Genomic DNA, 19812 nt, shown 5'->3' on the forward strand with positions numbered 1-19812 from the left:
ACTCGGGTGGCGGGAGAGGTTGGGGGCGGGTGCGCCGTGCGTGTACGACGTGTACCCGGTGAGCCCTTCCCACTCTCTCCCCGCCCAATCCGCGCGCTTGGTTAACTACTCGTACGTAGTGGCACGCCCGATACCAAGCCCCGGATCGACATCCGCCGGGGCTCCGTCAAGTCGGCCAGGACTACCTGATGTAGTGACGGACAACGTGCTTCTCATCAGTCCCACGGGTTACTTCAGGTCCGTCGGGCCACGGGGACGAACGGGGAGAATGGGGGGCGAAACGTGGATGCCGGAATGCGGGCGTACCGCTATGTGGGACCGCCGGAGTTGGCCGGTCCCGTGCGGTCCGGGGTTCGGGGGCGGTCGGTACGGACTGCTCGTGATCTCACGGAGTGGGACGGCGTTCTCACCGAGCCGTGCACCTATGTGGTGGACGGGGCGGGTGTGCTTCGGCTCGCCCCACGGCGCAGCGAGCACGTGGCGTGCGCGGGCGGCGATCCGGTACTGGCGGCCGGGGAGATATGTTTCATCGCCCGCCCGGGTGAAGAACCGGCGTGGGAGGCGGACGAGGTGAGCAACCTGTCGACCGGCTACTGCCCCGACCTTGCGTCCTGGCGGGCGGTGGCCGAGGCGCTGGACCGGGCCGGGATCGGGCGTCCCGAAGGGTTCACGCACGCGGTGGTGTTCCGGCGCTGCACCGCCTGCGGGGAATGCAACGTGGTGCGCGACGCGTGGTTCGTGTGCGTGTTCTGCGACGCGGACCTGCCGGCCGAGTGGAACGTGGACACCCACTAGGGGCGGCGGACGGGGACGTGCGGGCGGCGACCACGCCGCCCAGCCCTCCACGGTGCGTCGCCACAGCGCCTCGGGGAGGTCGTCGGGGGAGCCCGGCCGCGCACCACAATGCGAACGGCACCGTGTCCGGCGCCGAGATCCGCCGGCGGGGGCGCCACCCGGGCCGCCGCCTCGCGCAGGAACTCCTGGTGCGCGTGCGTGGCCGGCGCCGAGCGCCGCGCCTGTTCGACCACCGCCGCGAGGTCCGGCCGGAGCCAGGCGCCCGGCGGAGCCCCCGCCCCAGCGTTCATACCGCCGACCTGCCGTACGGGCCCGCCCGAGGCGGCATGGCCGCGAGGACGGGGCGGCGCTAGCCTTCCGGGGGTGATGCGCGGATGCACAGCGTGGTGCGGCCGCTCCGATCCGTAATCCCCTGCGAAGGTGGAACACGTGAAGGCTATCCGTCGATTCACCGTGCGCCCCGTCCTCCCGGAGACCCTGCTGCCGCTCAGCGACCTCGCGCGCAACCTGCGCTGGTCGTGGCACGCGGAGACCCGCGAACTCTTCCAATCCGTCGACCCCGAGGGCTGGCAGGCCGCCGGGGGCGATCCCGTCCGGCTGCTCGGCGCCGTCCCCGCCGCCCGCCTCGCGGAGCTGGCCGGCGACCGCCGATTCCTGCGGCGGCTCGCCGTCGCCGCAGCCGACCTCGATGACTACGTGAACGGCGGGAGGTGGTACCAGAGCCAGGAGAACGGCACGGAACTGCCCGCCGCCATTGCCTATTTCTCCCCCGAGTTCGGCATCACCGCCGCCCTGCCGCAGTACTCCGGCGGCCTCGGCATCCTCGCCGGGGACCACCTGAAGGCCGCCAGCGACCTCGGCGTCCCGCTCATCGGCGTGGGACTGCTCTACCGGCACGGCTACTTCCGCCAGTCGCTCTCCCGCGACGGCTGGCAGCAGGAGCACTATCCCGTACTCGACCCCAACGAACTCCCGCTCGCCCTGCTCCGCCAGGACGACGGCTCCCCGGCCCGGATCTCGCTCACCCTCCCCGGCGCCCGCGCCCTGCACGCACACATCTGGCAGGCCCGCGTCGGCCGCGTGCCCCTGCTCCTCCTCGACTCCGACGTCGAGGACAACGACGCCGCGGCCCGCGAGGTGACCGACCGGCTGTACGGCGGCGGCAGCGACCACCGGCTGCTCCAGGAGATGCTGCTGGGCATCGGCGGCGTCCGCGCCGTCCGCCTCTACTGCGGGCTCACCGGCCACCCCGGCCCCGAGGTCTTCCACACCAACGAGGGGCATGCCGGTTTCCTCGGACTCGAACGCATAAGGGAACTGGAGAGGGAGCAGGGCCTCGACTTCGACGCCGCCGTCGAGGCCGTCCGCGCCGGAACCGTGTTCACCACGCACACCCCCGTCCCCGCCGGTATCGACCGGTTCGACCGGGCCCTGGTCGCCCGGCACTTCGGGGACGGCGGGGAGCTGGCCGGCGTACCGGTCGACCGGATCCTCGAGCTGGGCGCCGAGTCCTACCCGGGGGGCGACCCCGGGGTGTTCAACATGGCCGTCATGGGGCTGCGCCTGGCCCAGCGCGCCAACGGGGTGTCCACCCTGCACGGCGCGGTCAGCCGGGAGATGTTCGCCGGGCTGTGGCCGGGCTTCGACCCGTCCGACGTGCCCATCACCTCGGTGACCAACGGGGTGCACGCACCGACCTGGGTGGCCCCGGAGGTCGTCCGGCTCGGCGCCCGCCAGATCGGCGCCGGCCGCACCGAGGACGCCCTGTCGGTCGGCGGCTCCGCCCGCTGGGACGCGGTCGCCGACATCCCCGACCAGGACGTGTGGGACCTGCGGCGAGTGCTGCGCGAGCAGCTGGTCCAGGAGGTACGGGACCGGCTGCGGGCCTCGTGGCGCCAGCGCGGGGCCGCCGACGCCGAACTGGGCTGGGTGGACTCCGTACTCGACCCGGACGTGCTCACCATCGGCTTCGCCCGCCGCGTGCCCTCCTACAAGCGCCTGACCCTGATGCTCCGCGACCCCGAGCGGCTGCGCAGGCTGCTGCTGGACCCGGAGCGGCCCGTGCAGATCGTGGTGGCGGGCAAGGCGCATCCGGCCGACGACGGCGGGAAGCGGCTCGTGCAGGAGCTGGTGCGGTTCGCGGACGACCCGCGGGTGCGGCACCGGATCGTCTTCCTGCCCGACTACGGCATGGCCATGGCGCAGAAGCTCTACCCGGGCTGCGACGTCTGGCTGAACAACCCGCTGCGGCCGCTGGAGGCGTGCGGGACCAGCGGGATGAAGGCCGCGCTGAACGGCTGCCTCAACCTGTCCGTGCTGGACGGCTGGTGGGACGAGTGGTTCGAGCCCGACTTCGGCTGGGCCATCCCGACCGCCGACGGACTCGGCGCGGACGAGGACCGCCGGGACCACCTGGAGGCGAACGCGCTCTACGAGCTGATCGAAGGCCGGGTCGCGCCCCGCTTCTACGACCGGGTCGGACGTACCGGGCTCCCGGCGCGGTGGATCGAGATGGTCCGGCGCACGCTCGTCTCGCTGGGGCCGAAGGTGCTGGCCGGGCGGATGGTGCGGGAGTACGTGGAACGGCTGTACGCGCCGGCCGCGCTCGCCCACCGCGCCCTCACCCCCGACGCGGCACGGGACCTCGCCTGGTGGAAGGGCCGGGTCCGGGCCGCCTGGCCGCGGGTCGGCGTGGAACACGTCGAAGCCCTCGCCGCGGCCCCGGTGGGCGGCACCGCCGAGCTCGGGGCCACCCTCACGCTGCGCGTGCAGGTGTCGCTGGAGGCGCTGGCGCCCGAGGACGTGGAGGTGCAGGCCTTCGCCGGGCGGGTGGATCCGCAGGACGTGATCCGCGACGGGCGGACCTTCCCGCTGAAGCCGGCCGCCGGGCCCGACCTGGACGGCCGCTGGGTGTACGAGGGCCCGCTCGCCCTCGACCGTACGGGACCCTACGGATACACCGTACGCATCCTGCCCGCGCACCCGCTGCTGGCGAATCCGGCCGAACTGGGCCTGGTCGCCGCCCCGGTGGACTCGGACGCGGGAGGCGGCGTACTGCTGCGGTGACCCCTCACCGGGGGACGGGCGGCGGGTCCACCAGCCGCCCGTCCTCCACGAGCATCCCGGCCCGTTTGACGCTGCGCAGCGTCGGGATCAGCTCCACCTGGCCGACGCCGTCCACCGCGCCGATCCGCTCGGTCAGGTACGTGTAGAGGGCCTCGGTGTCCCGGCACACCACCACCGCCACCAAGGAGGCCGCTCCGGTCACGGCCGCCGCGAAGGCCACCTCGGGGTGGCTCGCCAGTGCGGCGCCCACCTCCGCGAGCCGGGCCGGCGGAACGGTCAGTACCAAGGTCGCCTCCGCCTCGTAGCCGAAGAGCGCGGGTACGAACTCCACGTCGAAGAAGAGCGCTTCGAGGTCCCGCAGCCGCTCCAGCCTGCGGCGGGCGGTGGACTCCGTCAGGCCGGTGGCGCGCGCGAGTTCCGGGTATCCGGCGCGTCCTTCCCGGCCCAGTACGGCGAGCAGCGCGAGCTCCGCCTCGTCCAGGGCGTACCGGTCCGGGGCGGGTTCGACACGCGGCCGCTCCAGGGCCGCGATCTGGTCGGGGCGCAGCACGTCCAGGCCCACCCAGGCGTCGTGTCCGCCGAAGAACTTCCGCAGGATGGTGTGGGCGCTGATGCCGGTCACCCGGCGGGTGCGCGGCAGTTTGTCCAGGAGCAGGCCGTCCCGGTCCTTGCGGGTACGGGACCGGGTCATGCAGTGGATCTCCGTGCCGCCCGAATTCAGGGTCACCCACGCGATGTCCGGGCGGCGGGCGAGCGCCTCGGCCACCGGGAGCGCCGCGTCCGGGGCGCACTGCACCCGCAGCCAGGACTCGAACAGCCCGACTCGGCTGCCCGTAGGCAGCCCGACGACCCGGATCAGGCCGGCGGTCCGCAAGCGCCGGTAGCGGCGCACGACGGTCTGGTCGGATACCTCCAGGACTTCGGCCAGGCGGCTGAAGGCGGCCCGGCCGTCGATCGTGAGGGCCTGGACCAGCGAACGGTCGAGTACGTCCAGCTCCGTGTCGTTCACGGTTTCCATCATGACAGAGGCTTCGGTGATGGAAATCCGGCAAGTGAGGGCGTCTGGGTGGGGGTGCGGTGCGGGGCGCTGAGAACTTGGGGTCACCGGGATCCGCCCCGGGTCCCTCCGCCCCTCCGCAATCAGAGGAGAACTCCCATGCGCAAATGGCTGCCGTTGACGGCCGTCTGCCTCGGGGCCTTCATGCTCCTGGTCGACGTCACGATCGTGACCGTCGCCCTGCCCGACATGGCCGCCGACATGCACACCGGCTTCGCCGGACTCCAGTGGGTCATGGACGTCTACGCGCTGGCGCTGGCGGCCCTGCTGCTCGGCGCGGGCTCGCTCGCCGACCGGATCGGCCGCCGCCGCGTCTACCTCGGGGGGCTCGTGCTGTTCGCCGCGGCCTCGCTCGTCTGCGGGCTGGCCACCGGCCCGGACGAGCTGATCGCCTTCCGCGCCGTCCAGGGCATCGGCGGAGCCGCCATGTTCGCCACCACCATGGCCCTGCTCAGCGGGGCGTACCAAGGCCGCGACCGCGGGATCGCCTTCGGCGTCTGGGGCTCGGTCAACGGCGCCGCCGCCGCGGCCGGCCCCGTCATCGGCGGGCTGCTCACCGAGCACTTCGGCTGGCGCTGGATCTTCTTCATCAACCTGCCCGTCTGCGCGCTGGCCGTGTACGTGACCCTCAAGGCCGTCGCGGAGTCCCGCGATCCGCACGCCAAGGGCCTCGACCTGCCGGGCATGGCCACCTTCACCACGGGCGCCGGGGCCGTCACGTACGCCGTGATCCGCGGCGGCGAGAACGGGTGGAGCTCGCCCACCACGCTGGGCCTCCTGGGCCTCGCCGCCGCCGCCTTCGCCGCCTTCGTCCTCGTCGAACTGCGCAGCTCCCGCCCGATGCTGGACCTGGCGCTGTTCCGCAGCCGCACCTTCGTGGCGGTCATGGCCGCCGCACTGCTGCTGTCGGGCGCGGCGTTCTCGTACCTGATGTACGTCTCCCTCTGGCTGCAGTCCGCCCGGGGGATGACCCCGGTCGGGGCGGGCCTGGTGCTGATGCCGATGGCCGCGGCCGCGCTCGTCGTCTCGGCGGTGGCCGGACGTCTGCTGCACGCCATGCCGGCGCGGCTGACCATCGGCGGCGGGCTGCTGCTGATCGGGGTCGGCGCGCTGATCCTGGCCTGGATGCTGGACGCGGGTGACGGCTGGCCGGCCATGGTGCCGGGGCTGCTGGTGACCGGCGTGGGAGTGGGAGCCGCGACCCCGGCGCTGGCCGCGACCGCGATGGCGGCCGTGGCCCCGGCCCGGGCGGGCATGGCCGGCGGAGCCCTGAACACCGTGCGGCAGCTGGGCACGGCCCTCGGGATCGCCGTGCTCGGCGCGGTCTTCCACGCCGGGCTGCGCGGCGGCCTGGGTGAGGGCGGCCGGGAGCTGTCGGAGCCGCTGGCCTCCGGCGGCGCCGGGCGGCTGCTCGCCGAGGCCCCGGCGGGAGCGGCGCGCGAGGCGCTGACCGCGCTGGTGGACGCGGGCTTCGCGAGCGGGCTGCGCGACACGTTCCTGGTCTCGGGGGCGATGGGACTGGCCGGAGCCCTGGCGGTCTTCCTGCTGGTCCGCACCGGCCCGCGACCGGCTCCGGGCGCCCCGGCGGTCCCGGCGCAGGCGGCCCCGGCGCAGGGGAGTCCTGCGGCCAGCCGGTAACTGCACCCGGCCATAAGGCGGGTGGCCCTGGTATCTCACGAGTGAACCTTCGAACGCGCTGAGCCCGCCGAATCGTTTCACCACCCCCGTCCGCTCCTACGTTGGCCCGCGGATGCCACCGGACCCGGCATCCGCGGACCCCGAGAAACGGACTTTCCATGCGTCTTCGCACCACCGCCGCCGTCTTCGCCGGCGCCCTCGCGCTCGTCCTGCCCACCGCCGGCCCGTCGTTGGCCGACGACAACGGCAGCCGCACCCTCGGCACGCTGCACTACCAGTTCGTCGACGACCAGGGCGACGAGCGCAGCGCGCAGCTCCGGCCCGCGGAGAACGACACCTGCTACGTACTGACGCGCGCCGCCGGCTCGGAGCCCACCGTCGAGGTGCACAACGAGACGGAGTCGCTGGCCGTCCTCTTCGACAACGGGACGTGCGCCGGCAAGGCGGAGCGGGTCCTGGAGCCGGGCCAGCGGGCGCAGGACGTGGAGGCCGTCTCGGTCTTCTTCAAGCCGGTCGACCAGCCGGACGCGGGCCTGGGCGACCAGGGCCGTGACGACCAGGCCCGTGAGGACCAGGGCCGTGACGACCAGGCCGCCCGTGAGGACCAGGCCCGTGAGGACCAGGCCCGTGAGGACCAGGCCCGTGAGGACCAGGCCCGCCAGGACCAGGCCCGTGAGGACCAGGGCCGCCAGGACCAGGCCCGTGACGACCAGGCCGCCCGTGACGACCAGGCCCGTGAGGACCAGGCCCGCCAGGACCAGGCCCGTGGCGACATGGACGACGAGGACATCCTCGACCGGGTCTTCCGCACCATCGGCTGATCCGGCGGCACTCTGACCGACGAGGCCCGGCGTCCCGCACAGGGGCGCCGGGCCTCGTCGGGTCCGATGGAACAGGGCCGCCCGGGGAGGTCTTCTCCCGGGCGGCCCCGTGGTCTATCTGGTCAGCTTCTTCTCACACGGCCCCGTGGGGGTCAGAACGTGAGCTTCCAGCTGTTGATGTAGCCGGTGTCGGCCGCGTACACGTCCTTGACCCGCAGCTTCCAGACACCCTGCGCGACCTCGGAGGAGGCGTTCACGGTGTAGGAGGCGACGACGTTGTCCGCGGAGTCCGAGCTGGAGGTGTTCTTCAGCCGGTACGCCGTGCCGTCGGGGGCGATGAGGTCGATCTGGAGGTCACCGCGGTAGGTGTGGACGATGTTCACGTCCACCTTGAGGGTGCTCGGGGCGTTGCCCGTGCGGTTCACGGTGATCGGGGAGTCGACCGTGGAGTTGTCCGCGATCTGGTAGTCGGTGGTGTTCTCGAAGACGTTCGGCTGCGTGGTGCCGACCGTCCAGGTGAACGCCGCAGTACCGGTCTGGTTCGCCGAGTCCCGTACCGTGACGGTCACGTTGGACGTGCCCGCGGTGGTGGCGGTACCCGAGATCAGGCCCGTGGAGGCGTTGATCGACAGCCCGGCCGGCAGACCGGTCGCCGAGTAGCTCAGCGCACCGGCGTTGCTGCTGGTGGCCTGGATCTGCAGGCTGACGGCACCGCCCGTGACGGTGGTCTGGTTACCCGGGTTGGTGACCGAGACGCCGACCTGGGGACGGGAGCCGACGCCGATGCCGGCCCAGGCGTGCGCGACGTTGTTGTACGTGGCCGAGCCGGCTCCGTACAGGTCGGCGGCGGCCTGCAGGGTGGCCGTACGCGCGGCCGCGTAGTTGGTGTTCGACTTGAACAGACCGGTGGTCAGCGCGCGGAACCAGATCTTGGAGGCGGCGTCGCGCCCGATCGCGGTGACCGGGAGGCCGTCGGCGGTCGGCGAGTCGTAGCTCACGCCGTTGATGACCTTGGCGCCGGAGCCCTCGGAGGCCAGGTAGTACCAGTGGTTGGCCGGGCCCGAGGAGTAGTGGACGTCGATGGAGCCGATGCCCGAGTACCACGAGTCCTTGGAGCCGCCGTCCTTGCTCGGCTTGTCCATGTAGCGCAGCGGGGTACCGTCGCCGTTGATGTCGATCTTCTCGCCGACGAGGTAGTCACCCACGTCCTGCGGGTTGTTGGCGTAGAACTCGACCGCCGCCGCCATGATGTCGGAGGTGGCCTCGTTCAGACCGCCGGGCTCACCGCTGTAGGTCATGTTGCCGGTGACCGAGGTCAGGCCGTGCGTCATCTCGTGCGCGGCCACGTCGATCGAGGTGAGCGGCTTGTTGTTGCCCTCACCGTCGCCGTAGGTCATGCAGAAGCAGGAGTCGTCCCAGAACGCGTTGACGTACGCGTTGCCGTAGTGGACCCGGCTGTACGGGGCCACGCCGTCGTTGCGCAGGCCGTTGCGGCCGTGCACGTTCTTGTAGTAGTCCCAGGTCACCTGAGCGCCGTAGTGGGCGTCCGCGCCGGCCGTCTCCAGGTTGGAGGCCAGGCCGTTGCCCCAGATGTCGTCCGTGCCGGTGAAGAGCGTGCCGGTGCCGGACGAGCCGTGGTTCAGGTTGTACGTCTTGTGGCTGCCCCGCCCGGCATCGGTCAGCGTGTAGTTGCTGCCCGACTGGGAGGTTCCGAGGGTCACCTGGCCGCTGTACTGCGTGTTGCCGGTGCCCGTCTCGATGGCCTGCCACTCGGTGATCTTCGCGCCGGTCTTGGCGTTCGTCACCACGTGCAGCTGGCTCGGGGTGCCGTCGTCCTGGAGGCCGCCGACGACGGTCTCGAAGGCGAGGACCGGAGCGCCCTCGGCCGCCCAGATCACCTTGCGGGCGCCCTTGGCGGCCTTGGCGTCCTTGGAGCCGGCGGCGTTGGCGGCGGCGACCGCCTGGCCCTCCGCGGCCGACGGGGTGACCGTGGCGTCGGTGTCCGCGACCTTGATCTCGTGGTTGGTCGCCTTGGTCACGCTCTTGGTGACGCCGTCCTTGGCGTGGACGGTGAGGTCACCGCCGAGCACCGGCAGACCGTTGTAGGTGCGTTCGTACGTGGTGTGCGTGGTGCCGTCGGCGTCCTTGACCACATCGCGGACGACGAGCTTCTCGCCGCCGCCGAGGCCGAGCGCCTTGGCGGCCTGCGCGGTGGTCGAGTTGGCCTCGGCGAGGAGCGTCGCACGCTCCGAAGCGCTGAGTACGCGGTTGGCCGCGCCCGGGTTGGACTTGACGGCCTGGCGGGCCTGCGACGCGGTGGCGTCGGCGGTCGCGGTGCCGGCCTGTATGCCGACGGCGAGCAGGGCTGCCGCGGCAACGAGTGCGCCGGCTGCGGTGGCACGCCTCTGGGGGGTGGCTCTCAACGCAGACTCCTTCTGCAAGGGGGGTTCCGGATGGCTGGGTGGGCCTCCGGGCAGATCAGGGCTGGTGCGATGAACGGTCGAAGAGTGCCACCTGCTGGCCATGATGTCAGGAGCGCGTCAAAAGGTTGGCCGGAAACAGTTCGTTGTCCGATCAGTCATATCCGGTATCCGAACCATTCACCTTTGCGTGCCAAGGGGGCGTCCGGGATGCGGAACGGCTTATATCAGTTGCTAACACTTGAGCAACAGGAGGTCGTGATGCCCCAAACGGCAACTGGCGAACGGGTGTTTGTCGTACTGTTTCCCGGTGCGACAGGTGTCCGCTGCCTGGGGAAGCCGTGGAGACTCGTCGCTGTCATAGACCACGTGCCAGGGGGGCCCATGAGGCATGTCCATTTTCCTGCGCAAAGGGTGACCGGAACGGCCCATGAGTCCGCACGGCGCCTCGGTGACAAGGCCCGCTGGTACCTGCCCGCCGCCGTCACCGCCGACTTCCTCGGCGCGGCCGTTCCCGTAGGACTCGTCTTCGCGGCCGCCCAGCAGGTCCGGCCCCTCTACTGCGCCCTCGGCGCCGCCCTGGCGTGGACCGGCGTGCAGTTGCTGCGCCGGCGGTACGCGGCCCGGGCGCTCGGAGAATCGCGCGGAGTGCTGCCTGTCGTGCACGACTGGCTGATTCTGATCGGCGTACTGGCCGTTGCCCGCGTGGTGACCGAGGAGGACACACCCCGGCTCTCCGCCCTCGGGGCACTGCTGCCCGCCCTGCTGATCACCGTCGCCTGCCACAAATTGACCTACCGTCACCTCTCGGCCGCCCGCCGCGAGGCCCACGCCGTCAGCCGGGTCCTGGTGATAGGGGAGCCCGACGCCGCCGAGGACGTCATCGGCCACCTCGCCGCGCGGACCGACCATCCGTACGTGGTCGTGGGCGTGGTCCCGGTCGGCGCCGGGACCCTCGCCAGCGGGGTGCCCGTGGCGGCCCGGCTCGACTCGGCGATGCCCGCGGCGCCCACCGGCGACTCCACGGCCGTGCTCGGAGCCGTCCGCAGCCACCACGCCGACCTGGTCCTGGTGGCCCCCGGCGCGCGGATCGCGGGGGAGCGGCTGCGCCGGGTGGCCTGGGCCCTGCACGACGCCGGGCTGGAACTGGCCGTCTTCCCGGGACTGGTGGAGGTTTCCGTCAAGCGCCTGGAGACCCTGTCCGCGGGCGGACTCGCCGTGCTGCGGGTCGCGCCGCCCGTCGGCCGCGGCCTGCAGACCCTGCTCAAGTCGGTCCTGGACCGGGCGGGGGCCGCGGCCGGACTGCTGCTGCTCTCCCCGCTGTTCCTCGGGATCGTCCTGGCGATACGGCTCGGCTCGCGCGGCCCGGCCTTCTACCGTCAGCGGCGCATCGGCCGCGACGGGATCCCGTTCGTCATGTGGAAGTTCCGCACGATGGTGGTGGACGCCGACGCGCGCAAGGCCGAGCTGGCCGGGTCCAACGAGAACGACGGCTTGATGTTCAAGATGCGCCGCGACCCGCGCGTGACCCGGGTGGGCCGGCTGCTGCGCCGCACGTCGATGGACGAACTGCCGCAGCTGGTCAACGTCCTGACGGGACACATGTCGCTGGTCGGCCCCCGCCCGCCGCTGCCGGAGGAGGTGGCGAAGTACGACGAGGTCGAACTGCGCCGGCTCACCGTGCGGCCCGGTATGACCGGCTTGTGGCAGATAAGCGGGAGGTCTGACCTGTCCTGGGATGAAACGATCCAGCTCGATCTGCAGTACGTCGACAACTGGTCCTTCACCAGTGACGTCGACGTGATGGGCCGTACCCTCCGCGCCGTCGTCGACGGCCGCGGAGCGTACTGAGAGGCTCTGGTTTGGGATCAGCCGTTCTGCTCGCGCCACCACCGGTAGGTGGTGGCGATGCCGTCCCGCAGCGGGATGCCGGGCTTCCAGCCGAGGGCGGTCAGACGGCCGACGTCGAGCAGCTTGCGCGGGGTCCCGTCCGGCTTGGACGTGTCCCAGGCGAGCCTGCCCTGGAAGCCCGTCACCTCGGCGACCGTCTCGGCCAGTTCCCGGATCGTCAGGTCCTCGCCGCAGCCGATGTTGACGGGCTCGTCGCCGTCGTAGCCGCCGAGCAGCACCGCGCAGGCGGCGGCCAGGTCGTCCACGTGCAGGAACTCCCGGCGCGGAGTGCCGCTGCCCCACAGGGTGACCTCCTCGCGGCCCTCGGCGGCGGCCTCGTGGAAGCGCCGGATGAGGGCGGGCAGGACGTGCGAGGACTCCAGGTCGAAGTTGTCGCCCGGGCCGTACAGGTTCGTCGGCATGGCCGAGATGTACGAGGCCCCGTACTGCTTGCGGTACGACTGGACCTGGACGATGCCGGCGATCTTCGCGAGGGCGTAGGCCTCGTTGGTCGGCTCCAGCGGGCCGGTCAGCAGCGCGTCCTCGCTGATCGGCTGCGGAGCCAGCTTCGGGTAGATGCAGGACGAGCCGAGGAACAGCAGGCGGTTCACACCGGCGGTGTGCGCACCGGCGATGACGCTGAGCTGGATCTTGAGGTTGTCCTCCAGGAACTGCACCGGGTACGTGCTGTTGGCCATGATCCCGCCGACCTTGGCGGCCGCCAGCACCACGGCGTCCGGGCGGACGTCCCTGAGGTACGCCCCGGTCGCGGCGGCGTCGCGCAGATCGAGGTCGGCGCGGCCCCGGGTGAGCACCTCGTGGCCGTCGGCGGTGAGCCGGCGGGCGACCGCGGACCCCACGAGGCCGCGGTGGCCCGCGACGAAGACACGGGCGTTCGGGGGCAGCAGCGGCAGCGAACTTGTCATACCGCCGATGATGCCAGTCCGCTCCCGCCGAGGCGGCGGCAGTCCGTACGCCCGGACCGGCTCCGGCCGCCCTTCCGCGGGAGTTCTGCCCCCACCTCCCTTGCTGCACTGCGGAATCCGCCGCAAACGCGGCCGGACCCGGCGTGTACGGTACGCATCCAGTCCCCGGGCACGCGCCCCGGCGGGCCGGGCGCTGCCGGGGGTGCAGCCCGCTCAGGACAACGACCAGCAACCATCACCAGGGGGACCTCATGGGCAAGACCGCACTGATCACCGGCGTCACCGGGCAGGACGGCTCGTACCTCGCCGAGCTCCTGCTCTCCAAGGGCTACACGGTGCACGGTCTGGTGCGGCGGTCCTCCAGCTTCAACACGGAGCGGATCGACCACATTTACCAGGACCCGCAGACCGCGAACCGGTCCTTCGTCCTGCACCACGCCGACCTCTCCGACGGCGTCGCCCTGGTGAACCTGCTGCGCGACATACGCCCCGACGAGGTCTACAACCTCGGTGCGCAGTCCCACGTCCGCGTCTCCTTCGACGCGCCCCTCTACACGGGCGACGTGACCGGCCTCGGCGCACTGCGGCTGCTGGAGGCGATCCGGGCCAGCGGCATCGACACCCGCATCTACCAGGCCTCGTCGTCCGAGATGTTCGGCGCCACCCCGCCGCCGCAGAACGAGGGCACTCCGTTCCACCCGCGCAGCCCCTACGGCGCCGCCAAGGTCTTCGCGTACTGGACCACCGTGAACTACCGCGAGGCGTACGGCATGTTCGCCGTCAACGGGATCCTCTTCAACCACGAGTCCCCACGCCGCGGCGAGACCTTCGTGACCCGCAAGATCACCCGCGCGGTCGCCCGCATCAAGGCCGGTCTCCAGGAGAAGCTCTACCTCGGCAACCTCGACGCCGTCCGCGACTGGGGCTACGCCCCGGAGTACGTGGACGCGATGTGGCGGATGCTGCAGCAGGACGAGGCCACCGACTACGTGGTCGCCACGGGTGTGGCCGCGACCGTCCGCGAGTTCGTCGAGGCCTCGTTCGGGCACGCCGGTCTCGACTGGAACGAGCACGTGCGCTACGACCCCAAGTACGAGCGCCCCAGCGAGGTCGACGCCCTCATCGGCGACGCCTCCAAGGCCCATGACCGGCTCGGCTGGAAGCCGACGGTCCTGGTTTCCGAACTGGCCGAGATCATGGTCGATGCCGACATCCGCCAGGTCGAGGACCAACTGGCGGGCGTGACAGTACGCATTGACCGCTGAGGCCTTATATTTCCCCTACGATTTGCCCTGCCCCGGCCGTACTTCGCAGGTCCGTGTGGGTGCGGCCGGGTCAAACCTGCTGTATGTCCGAAGTGCGCCCTCCATGCTGAACCCTGTTGATTCCAAGTTGGTATGCAATGGGTCAAGTGAGGTGACCGGGCCCTCGCGTGAGCCCTAGTCTGCGCCAGTACATATGGCTGTTCGGATAGTTCCAGCCATCAAACCGGGCGATTGCCCTGGGGGGCTCATGCGTAGATCCAGAGGGCTGACCGTTGCCCTCGTCCTGTCACTGGCCGGCGCCGGCACCGGTATAGGCCTCGTGCTGATGCCGCAGGCGTCCGCCATCACGGCTCCGGTGGCGTTCACCGCCGACGACCTGCCGACGTGGCAGCCCAACGGGGTCGTGTGGGCGATGGCCCAGGCGAACGGCACCGTCTTCGCCGGTGGCACCTTCTCGGCCGTCAGCCCGCCCGACGGCGCCGCAGGCACCGAGCAGGAGGCCGTGAACTTCGTTGCGCTCGACGCCGCGACGGGCAACCCGACCTCGTGCAAGCTCGCCTTCACGATCGGCGACGGCACCGCGACGGTCCGCACGCTGGTCGTCTCGAAGGACAAGAAGACCCTCTACGCGGGCGGATACTTCGGCGCCGTCAACGGCACGCCGGTCTCCAGCCTCGCCGCGGTCGACATCGAGACGTGCACCCCCAAGGCCGCGTTCCACCCGGGCGTCCCCGCCACCGTGCGCGCGCTCGCCGTCACCGACGACACCCTGTACGTCGGCGGCGACTTCGGCGCGGTCGACGGCCAGACCCGCGAGCGCTTCGCCGCGGTCGACGCCTCCTCCGGTGCGCTGAAGCCCTTCGTCGCCAACGCCGACGAGCCCGGCCGCGCCATCGAGGTGAGCAACGACGGCAAGAACGTCCTGCTCGGCGGCGACTTCTTCTCGGTCAACGGTGCCAACACGCACGCGCTGGCCGTCGTGAACGCCACCACCGGCGCGGTCACCAAGACGTACACCAACATCCCGTCCAACTCCGTGGTCAAGGACATCTCGGCCGACGCGACGGGCTACTACACCGGCAGCGAGGGATCCGGCGGCGGTGTCTTCGACGGCCGCATCGGCCTCGGCACCGACTTCAACGAGAAGTGGCGCGACCGCTGCCTCGGCGCCACCCAGTACGTGCTGCCGTACGACGGGGTGCTCTACAGCTCCTCGCACGCGCACGACTGCTCCACCGAGCTGGAGTACCCCGACGGCAAGCGCCACTTCCTGCTGGCCCAGCCGACCGACCACACCGGCGCCGCCCCCGCGCCCGTGGACGGCTTCGTCCGCGGCCCGCGCAAGCTCGGCTGGTTCCCCACGGCCAACGACGGCATCGGCGAGGGCATCGGCCCGCGCGTCATGTCCGTCGCGGAGAAGAACGACGTCAAGTACATGTGGGTCGGCGGTGAGTTCACGCTCATCAACGGCAAGCCGCAGAAGGCCCTGACCCGCTTCGCCTCCACCGGCGACGTCGGCGCCCCGACCACCCCGGTGGTCAGCGCCGCGAGCGTCAAGCCCGGCGAGGCGCAGGTCCGCTGGCGCACCAGCTACGACGCGGACGACAGCAAGCTGACCTACCGGATCTACCGCAACGGCTCGGCCACGCCCGCCGCCACGGTGAACGCGGACTCGCTGGAGTTCGAGCGGCCCCAGGCCTCCTGGGTCGACACCACGGTCAAGGCCGGCCAGTCGTACAGCTACCGCGTGACCGCGACCGACGGGGCGGGCAACACCAGCGCCCTGTCGGCCAACGTCTCGGTGACGGTCCCGACCACGGCCCAGTCGTACCCGAACCAGGTCCGCGCGGACGGCGCCAACCTGTACTGGCGCTACGACGACACCGTCAGCCCGTACGTCGCCGACTCCTCGGTCAGCGGCAACACCGGCGGCGTCCAGCTGAACGCCCCGGCCCTGCGCCAGACCCCCGGCGCGGTCTCCGGCACCAGCACGGCGATGGGCTTCAACGGCACCAGCCAGCAGGTCTACAGCGACCACCGCCAGACGGTCGGCAACGCGTTCACCATCGAGACCTGGTTCAAGACGGGCACCACGCGCGGCGGCAAGCTGATCGGCTTCGGCAACAACACCGAGCGCAACAGCGGCTCGTACGACCGGCAGATCTACATGACCAACACCGGTCGTCTGGTCTTCGGCGTCTACAACGGCTCGACCCGGACCGTCACCACCGGCCTGTTCGACACGTACAACGACAACAAGTGGCACCACGTGGTCGGCACCCAGGGCCCCGGCGGCATCACCCTGTACGTCGACGGCCAGAACAAGGGCTCGCTGAACGCCACCAGCAACACGACCTACGCGGGCTACTGGCACGTCGGCGGCGACAACCTGGCCAGCTGGCCGACCCGCCCGACGAGCAACTTCTTCTCCGGGCAGATCGACGAGACGGCCGTCTACCCGTCGGCGCTCACCGAGGCCCAGGTCAAGAACCACTTCACGCTGGCCAAGGCGCCCACCGACACGGTCTCCAAGGTCAACGCGACCGAGGACACCTACATCAACCAGGGCGCCCCGAGCACCGCGTACGGCACGTCGAGCTCGCTCGCGGTGCGCGGCAGCTCGGCGTACGAGACGTACCTGCGCTTCGACCTCCCGGCCGCCCCGGCCGGCCAGGTCCTCAAGTCCGCCTCCCTGCAGGTCAAAACCACCACGCAGACGGGCGCAGGCACCGCCGACACCGTGTCCGTGGTCCCGGTCACCGGCACCTGGAGCGGCGCGGGCACGACCTTCAACACCAAGCCCACCCTCGGCACCACCCCGCTCGGCACCATCGCGGGCGTGCCGGACGGTTCGGCGGTCCACAACGTCGAGCTGGACACCGCCGCGGTCTCCGCGGTGCTGGGCACCAGCTACAGCATGGGCCTGACGAGCACGGGCACCGACCCGCTGTGGATCTGGTCCTCGGAGTCCACGGCCGCGGAGGGCATCCCGCAGCTGGTTCTCACCTTCGGCGCGAAGTAGCGACGAGAACCGAAGTAACCGCCTGACGGCGTGCGGGGCCCGGCTCTACGTGGCCGGGCCCCGCACTCCTGTCCCACCCAGTAAGTACGGGAGCCATCCGATGTACCGACGCTCCGCAGCGGCTGCTGTTCTGCTGACCGCCGCCCTGACGCTGACCGCCTGCAGTTCGGGCAAGGCCGACTCCGGCGCGGAGGCCAAGGCGAAGCCCCCGGCCTCGTCGGCGGCTCCGGACCCCGCGGACAGCGCGGCGCCCTCGGCGTCCGCGCCCGAGGCGAAGCCGACGGGCCCCGTCCTGCCCGACGCGAAGCTCACCCCGAAGACGGGCAGCTTCACGGCGCAGGAGAAGAAGTACCTGAGCGGGCGCGTCCCGGAGAAGATGGACCCGGCGGCCGTCCTGCAGAGCGGCCAGGAGTCCTGCCAGCGCGTGGAGCGCACCGCGAAGCGCGACAAGGACGCGGCCACCGGCGCGGTCATCACCGGGGAGATCCCGGGCGCGAAGGACGCGATCACCCTGCTGTGCCCGGAGCAGAAGCCGATCCTCGCGGCGGCCGAGAAGGGCTTCCCCGAGGGCTCCCGGCAGGCGCCCGCGGCGGGCACGTACCGGGCGCTGACCCAGGCCACCACCTGCACGTGGGAGGCCAAGGCCAAGGACGGCTCGATCCTGGCCTCGGGCCCCGAGACCCAGCCCAAGGCGGGCGACAAGATCACCGCGACGATCCCGTCCGGCACGGCGGAGTTCAACTCCTCGGGCTGCTACGCCTGGCTGCCCGCCTGAGGGCCACTGCCGTACGAGAACGCCCCCGGGGCCGGACTGCCCCTGCCCGGGGGCGTTTTCGTGTCTCCGCGCCGGGTAACCGCGTGCCAGTACGCAACCACGACACCGGCATCCGGAGGCGATCCTATGCGCGGACTGGGCGGCTGCATCGGCCTGATCGTGGTGGGGGCCATCCTCACCTTCGCCACCGACTGGGAGATGCGCAGCGTCGACCTCGACCTGGTCGGCCTCATCATGATGGCGGCCGGAGCCATCGGGCTCGCCGTGTACTCCAGGGTCCTGGGGCGCCGTCGCACGGCGGGCGCCATCCCGGTGGTGGAGGAACGCCGCCGGGACGGCGTCTAGAGCGGCTCTAGTTCCGGCGGGCGGCCTCGTACACCGGGAGCAGGGTGTCCAGGACCGCGTCCATCGAGAACGACTCCGCGGCGAGCTTGCGGGCCGCGCGAGAGGCCGCCGCGTTCGCCGCGGGGTCCAGCAGGGACAGGACCGCACCCGACACGCCCGCCGGGCCCGGGTCGACCGCGTGTCCCGCGCCCGCCGCCGCGATGTCCCGGGCCAGGCCGTTGGAGTGGGTCACCACCGGGGGGACGCCCACCGCGAGGGCTTCCAGGACCGACATGGGGAACGGCTCGTCCACGGAAGGCAGTACGTAGACGTGCGCACGGCGCAGCTCCGCCAGGACCTCCCCGCCGGACAGGGCTCCCGGGACGGTGAAGCGGGACGAGAGGCCCAGCGCCGTGATGCGGGCGCGGACGGCCGCCAGCTCGCCCTCGTCCGGGCCCGCGACCACGAAGTGCGCCTCCGGATGCGCGGCGAGGACCGCCGGGGCCGCGTCCACGAAGTCCACCGGCCGCTTACGGGCCTGCAGGCGCGCCGAGTACAGGACGCGCGGCGGGCCGGACGGAGCGGGACGCTCCTCCTGTGCCGGGGTGCCGTTGACCAGCCGGACCGTGTTCGCCAGCGGCGGCGTCCCCACCACCGCGTCCAGGCCCGTACGTTCGTGCGGGGTCAGGTGGAGCACCGCGTCCGCGCCGCGCAGCAGCCGGCGTACCGCCACCGCGTCCAGCACCTTGGCCAGCAGCTTCTCGCTCGGGTCCACCATGCCGTGGGTCTGCAGGACGAGGGGCTTCCCGGCCCGCAGCGCGGCCAGGGCCACCGGCAGGGTCACCAGGTCCCGGGCCAGGTGGACGTGGACGACATCGGCGTCACGGACCAGACGCCCGGCCGACGCCAGCAGCGCCGGCGAGGTCATCCCGCTGAAGCCGAGGGGCAGCAGCCGCCGGGCCGGGAACAGCTTGGCCGGCACGCCCTCCACGTTGGTGGGCCACGGATCGAAGTCTTCGCCCAGCGCCAGCAGCCGCGCCTCGTGGCCGCGGGCCCGCAGTCCCTTCGCCAGGTTCAGGGCGACCCGGACCGGCCCGCCGAAGGCGTGCGTGGGGGAGTGCAGCGTAACGGCGTGCAGGACTCTCACTTCGGCTCCTCCACCGGGCGGCGCCGCCCGTCCTGGGTCTGCAGGGTCAGCTCCGGCAGGTCCTTGTGTACGACGGCGCCCGCGCCCGCGACCGCGCAGCGGCCCACCGTCACCCCGGCCAGCACGGTCGCGCGCACCGCCACCCAAGCGCCGTCCCCGACCGTGATGGGGGCGTTGCGGTAGCGGAAGTCGGCGGCCCGGTGGTCGTGCGAGCCGGTGCACAGCATCGCCTCCTGCGAGAGGCACACGTGCGAACCGATCGTCACCGGCTCCAGGTTCAGCAGCCAGACGCCCTCACCGATCCACGTGTGGTCCCCGACGGTCAGCTTCCACGGCCACAGCACCCGCACCCGGTGGCGGATCAGCACGCCCTCGCCGATCTTCGCGCCGAAGGCGCGCAGCAGCGCGACCCGCAGCCGCGCCGGACAGAACCAGCTCATGAACAGCGTGTTCATCACGGCGAACCAGAGCGCCTGCGTCAGCAGACCCCGCCCCTTGTCGTATCCGGCCAGCGTGAAGGCAGGAAGGTCACGCAACTGAAGCCCCGATCGTCCACCCTCCCCCCGACCTCGTCGGAGGGACCCCCAGCGCCTCCCCGGGCGCCGCCCGCTCAGACTAGACTGCGCGCGGAGCCAGGCACATGGGGTGGGGGCAGCAGTGGCAACG

Annotated in this window: 14 protein-coding genes; 9 read left to right on the forward strand and 5 right to left on the reverse strand. The window is 71.8% G+C overall.

Translation table 11 applies throughout. The annotated features are described in order from the left end of the window. Positions 1 to 444: 444 nt before the first annotated feature. Both ACFYOB_RS30810 and glgP read left to right on the forward strand, forming a co-directional pair. A complete protein-coding gene (locus ACFYOB_RS30810) occupies positions 445 to 795 on the forward strand; it encodes a hypothetical protein (protein WP_388565318.1) in 351 nt (116 codons plus the stop codon). A gap of 429 nt (positions 796 to 1224) precedes the next feature. Then, entirely contained in the window at positions 1225 to 3861 is a 2637-nt protein-coding gene (glgP, locus tag ACFYOB_RS30815; protein ID WP_388565320.1) for an alpha-glucan family phosphorylase, read from the forward strand. Positions 3862 to 3865: 4 nt separating this feature from the next. Here the strand turns inward: glgP and ACFYOB_RS30820 are convergent, their stop codons facing one another. After that, complete coding sequence (locus ACFYOB_RS30820; protein ID WP_388565566.1) at positions 3866 to 4879, reverse strand: Lrp/AsnC family transcriptional regulator; 1014 nt, start codon at positions 4877 to 4879, stop codon at positions 3866 to 3868. A 138-nt stretch (positions 4880 to 5017) separates the two neighbouring features. Between ACFYOB_RS30820 and ACFYOB_RS30825 the strand changes: the two genes are divergently transcribed. Both ACFYOB_RS30825 and ACFYOB_RS30830 read left to right on the forward strand, forming a co-directional pair. Further along, the gene (locus tag ACFYOB_RS30825) at positions 5018 to 6556 is read left to right on the forward strand and encodes an MFS transporter (protein ID WP_388565323.1); all 1539 of its coding nucleotides are present in this window, start codon (positions 5018 to 5020) and stop codon (positions 6554 to 6556) included. Between the two features lie 158 nt (positions 6557 to 6714). Beyond that, positions 6715 to 7377, forward strand: a complete 663-nt coding sequence (locus ACFYOB_RS30830; RefSeq protein ID WP_388565326.1) for a hypothetical protein — start codon at positions 6715 to 6717, stop codon at positions 7375 to 7377. Positions 7378 to 7529: 152 nt separating this feature from the next. On the opposite strand, the gene ACFYOB_RS30835 is transcribed toward ACFYOB_RS30830, so the two are convergent. Then, positions 7530 to 9800 (reverse strand): M4 family metallopeptidase, encoded by a 2271-nt coding sequence (locus tag ACFYOB_RS30835; RefSeq protein WP_388565328.1) that lies wholly within the window; start codon positions 9798 to 9800, stop codon positions 7530 to 7532. Between the two features lie 381 nt (positions 9801 to 10181). Here ACFYOB_RS30835 and ACFYOB_RS30840 point away from each other — a divergent pair, with 381 nt between their 5' ends. Further along, positions 10182 to 11648 (forward strand): sugar transferase, encoded by a 1467-nt coding sequence (locus ACFYOB_RS30840; protein WP_388565330.1) that lies wholly within the window; start codon positions 10182 to 10184, stop codon positions 11646 to 11648. Between the two features lie 17 nt (positions 11649 to 11665). Here the strand turns inward: ACFYOB_RS30840 and ACFYOB_RS30845 are convergent, their stop codons facing one another. After that, positions 11666 to 12613 carry a GDP-L-fucose synthase family protein gene (locus tag ACFYOB_RS30845; protein WP_388565332.1) on the reverse strand — a complete coding sequence of 316 codons (948 nt, stop codon included), beginning with the start codon at positions 12611 to 12613 and terminating at the stop codon, positions 11666 to 11668. 251 nt (positions 12614 to 12864) lie between these two features. Between ACFYOB_RS30845 and gmd the strand changes: the two genes are divergently transcribed. The 4 genes from gmd to ACFYOB_RS30865 all read left to right on the forward strand — a co-directional run bounded on the left by gmd (position 12865) and on the right by ACFYOB_RS30865 (position 18020). Beyond that, on the forward strand, positions 12865 to 13878 hold the full coding sequence (gene gmd / locus ACFYOB_RS30850) for a GDP-mannose 4,6-dehydratase (protein WP_388565335.1): 1014 nt from the start codon (positions 12865 to 12867) through the stop codon (positions 13876 to 13878). Positions 13879 to 14125: 247 nt separating this feature from the next. Next, positions 14126 to 16900: a DNRLRE domain-containing protein gene (locus tag ACFYOB_RS30855; protein WP_388565338.1), complete on the forward strand. Its 2775-nt coding sequence runs from the start codon at positions 14126 to 14128 to the stop codon at positions 16898 to 16900. 100 nt (positions 16901 to 17000) lie between these two features. Further along, the gene (locus ACFYOB_RS30860; RefSeq protein ID WP_388565341.1) at positions 17001 to 17675 is read left to right on the forward strand and encodes a hypothetical protein; all 675 of its coding nucleotides are present in this window, start codon (positions 17001 to 17003) and stop codon (positions 17673 to 17675) included. A 126-nt stretch (positions 17676 to 17801) separates the two neighbouring features. Next, positions 17802 to 18020, forward strand: a complete 219-nt coding sequence (locus tag ACFYOB_RS30865; protein WP_328927739.1) for a DUF6458 family protein — start codon at positions 17802 to 17804, stop codon at positions 18018 to 18020. A gap of 7 nt (positions 18021 to 18027) precedes the next feature. Here the strand turns inward: ACFYOB_RS30865 and ACFYOB_RS30870 are convergent, their stop codons facing one another. Both ACFYOB_RS30870 and ACFYOB_RS30875 read right to left on the reverse strand, forming a co-directional pair. After that, complete coding sequence (locus ACFYOB_RS30870) at positions 18028 to 19146, reverse strand: glycosyltransferase (RefSeq protein ID WP_388565344.1); 1119 nt, start codon at positions 19144 to 19146, stop codon at positions 18028 to 18030. Further along, positions 19143 to 19682, reverse strand: a complete 540-nt coding sequence (locus ACFYOB_RS30875; RefSeq protein WP_388565346.1) for a WcaF family extracellular polysaccharide biosynthesis acetyltransferase — start codon at positions 19680 to 19682, stop codon at positions 19143 to 19145. The genes ACFYOB_RS30870 and ACFYOB_RS30875 overlap by 4 nt, the downstream gene beginning before the upstream one ends. Positions 19683 to 19812: the final 130 nt, after the last annotated feature.

The sequence above is a fragment of the Streptomyces sp. NPDC006463 genome, assembly GCF_042870715.1.
Classification (GTDB): domain Bacteria; phylum Actinomycetota; class Actinomycetes; order Streptomycetales; family Streptomycetaceae; genus Streptomyces.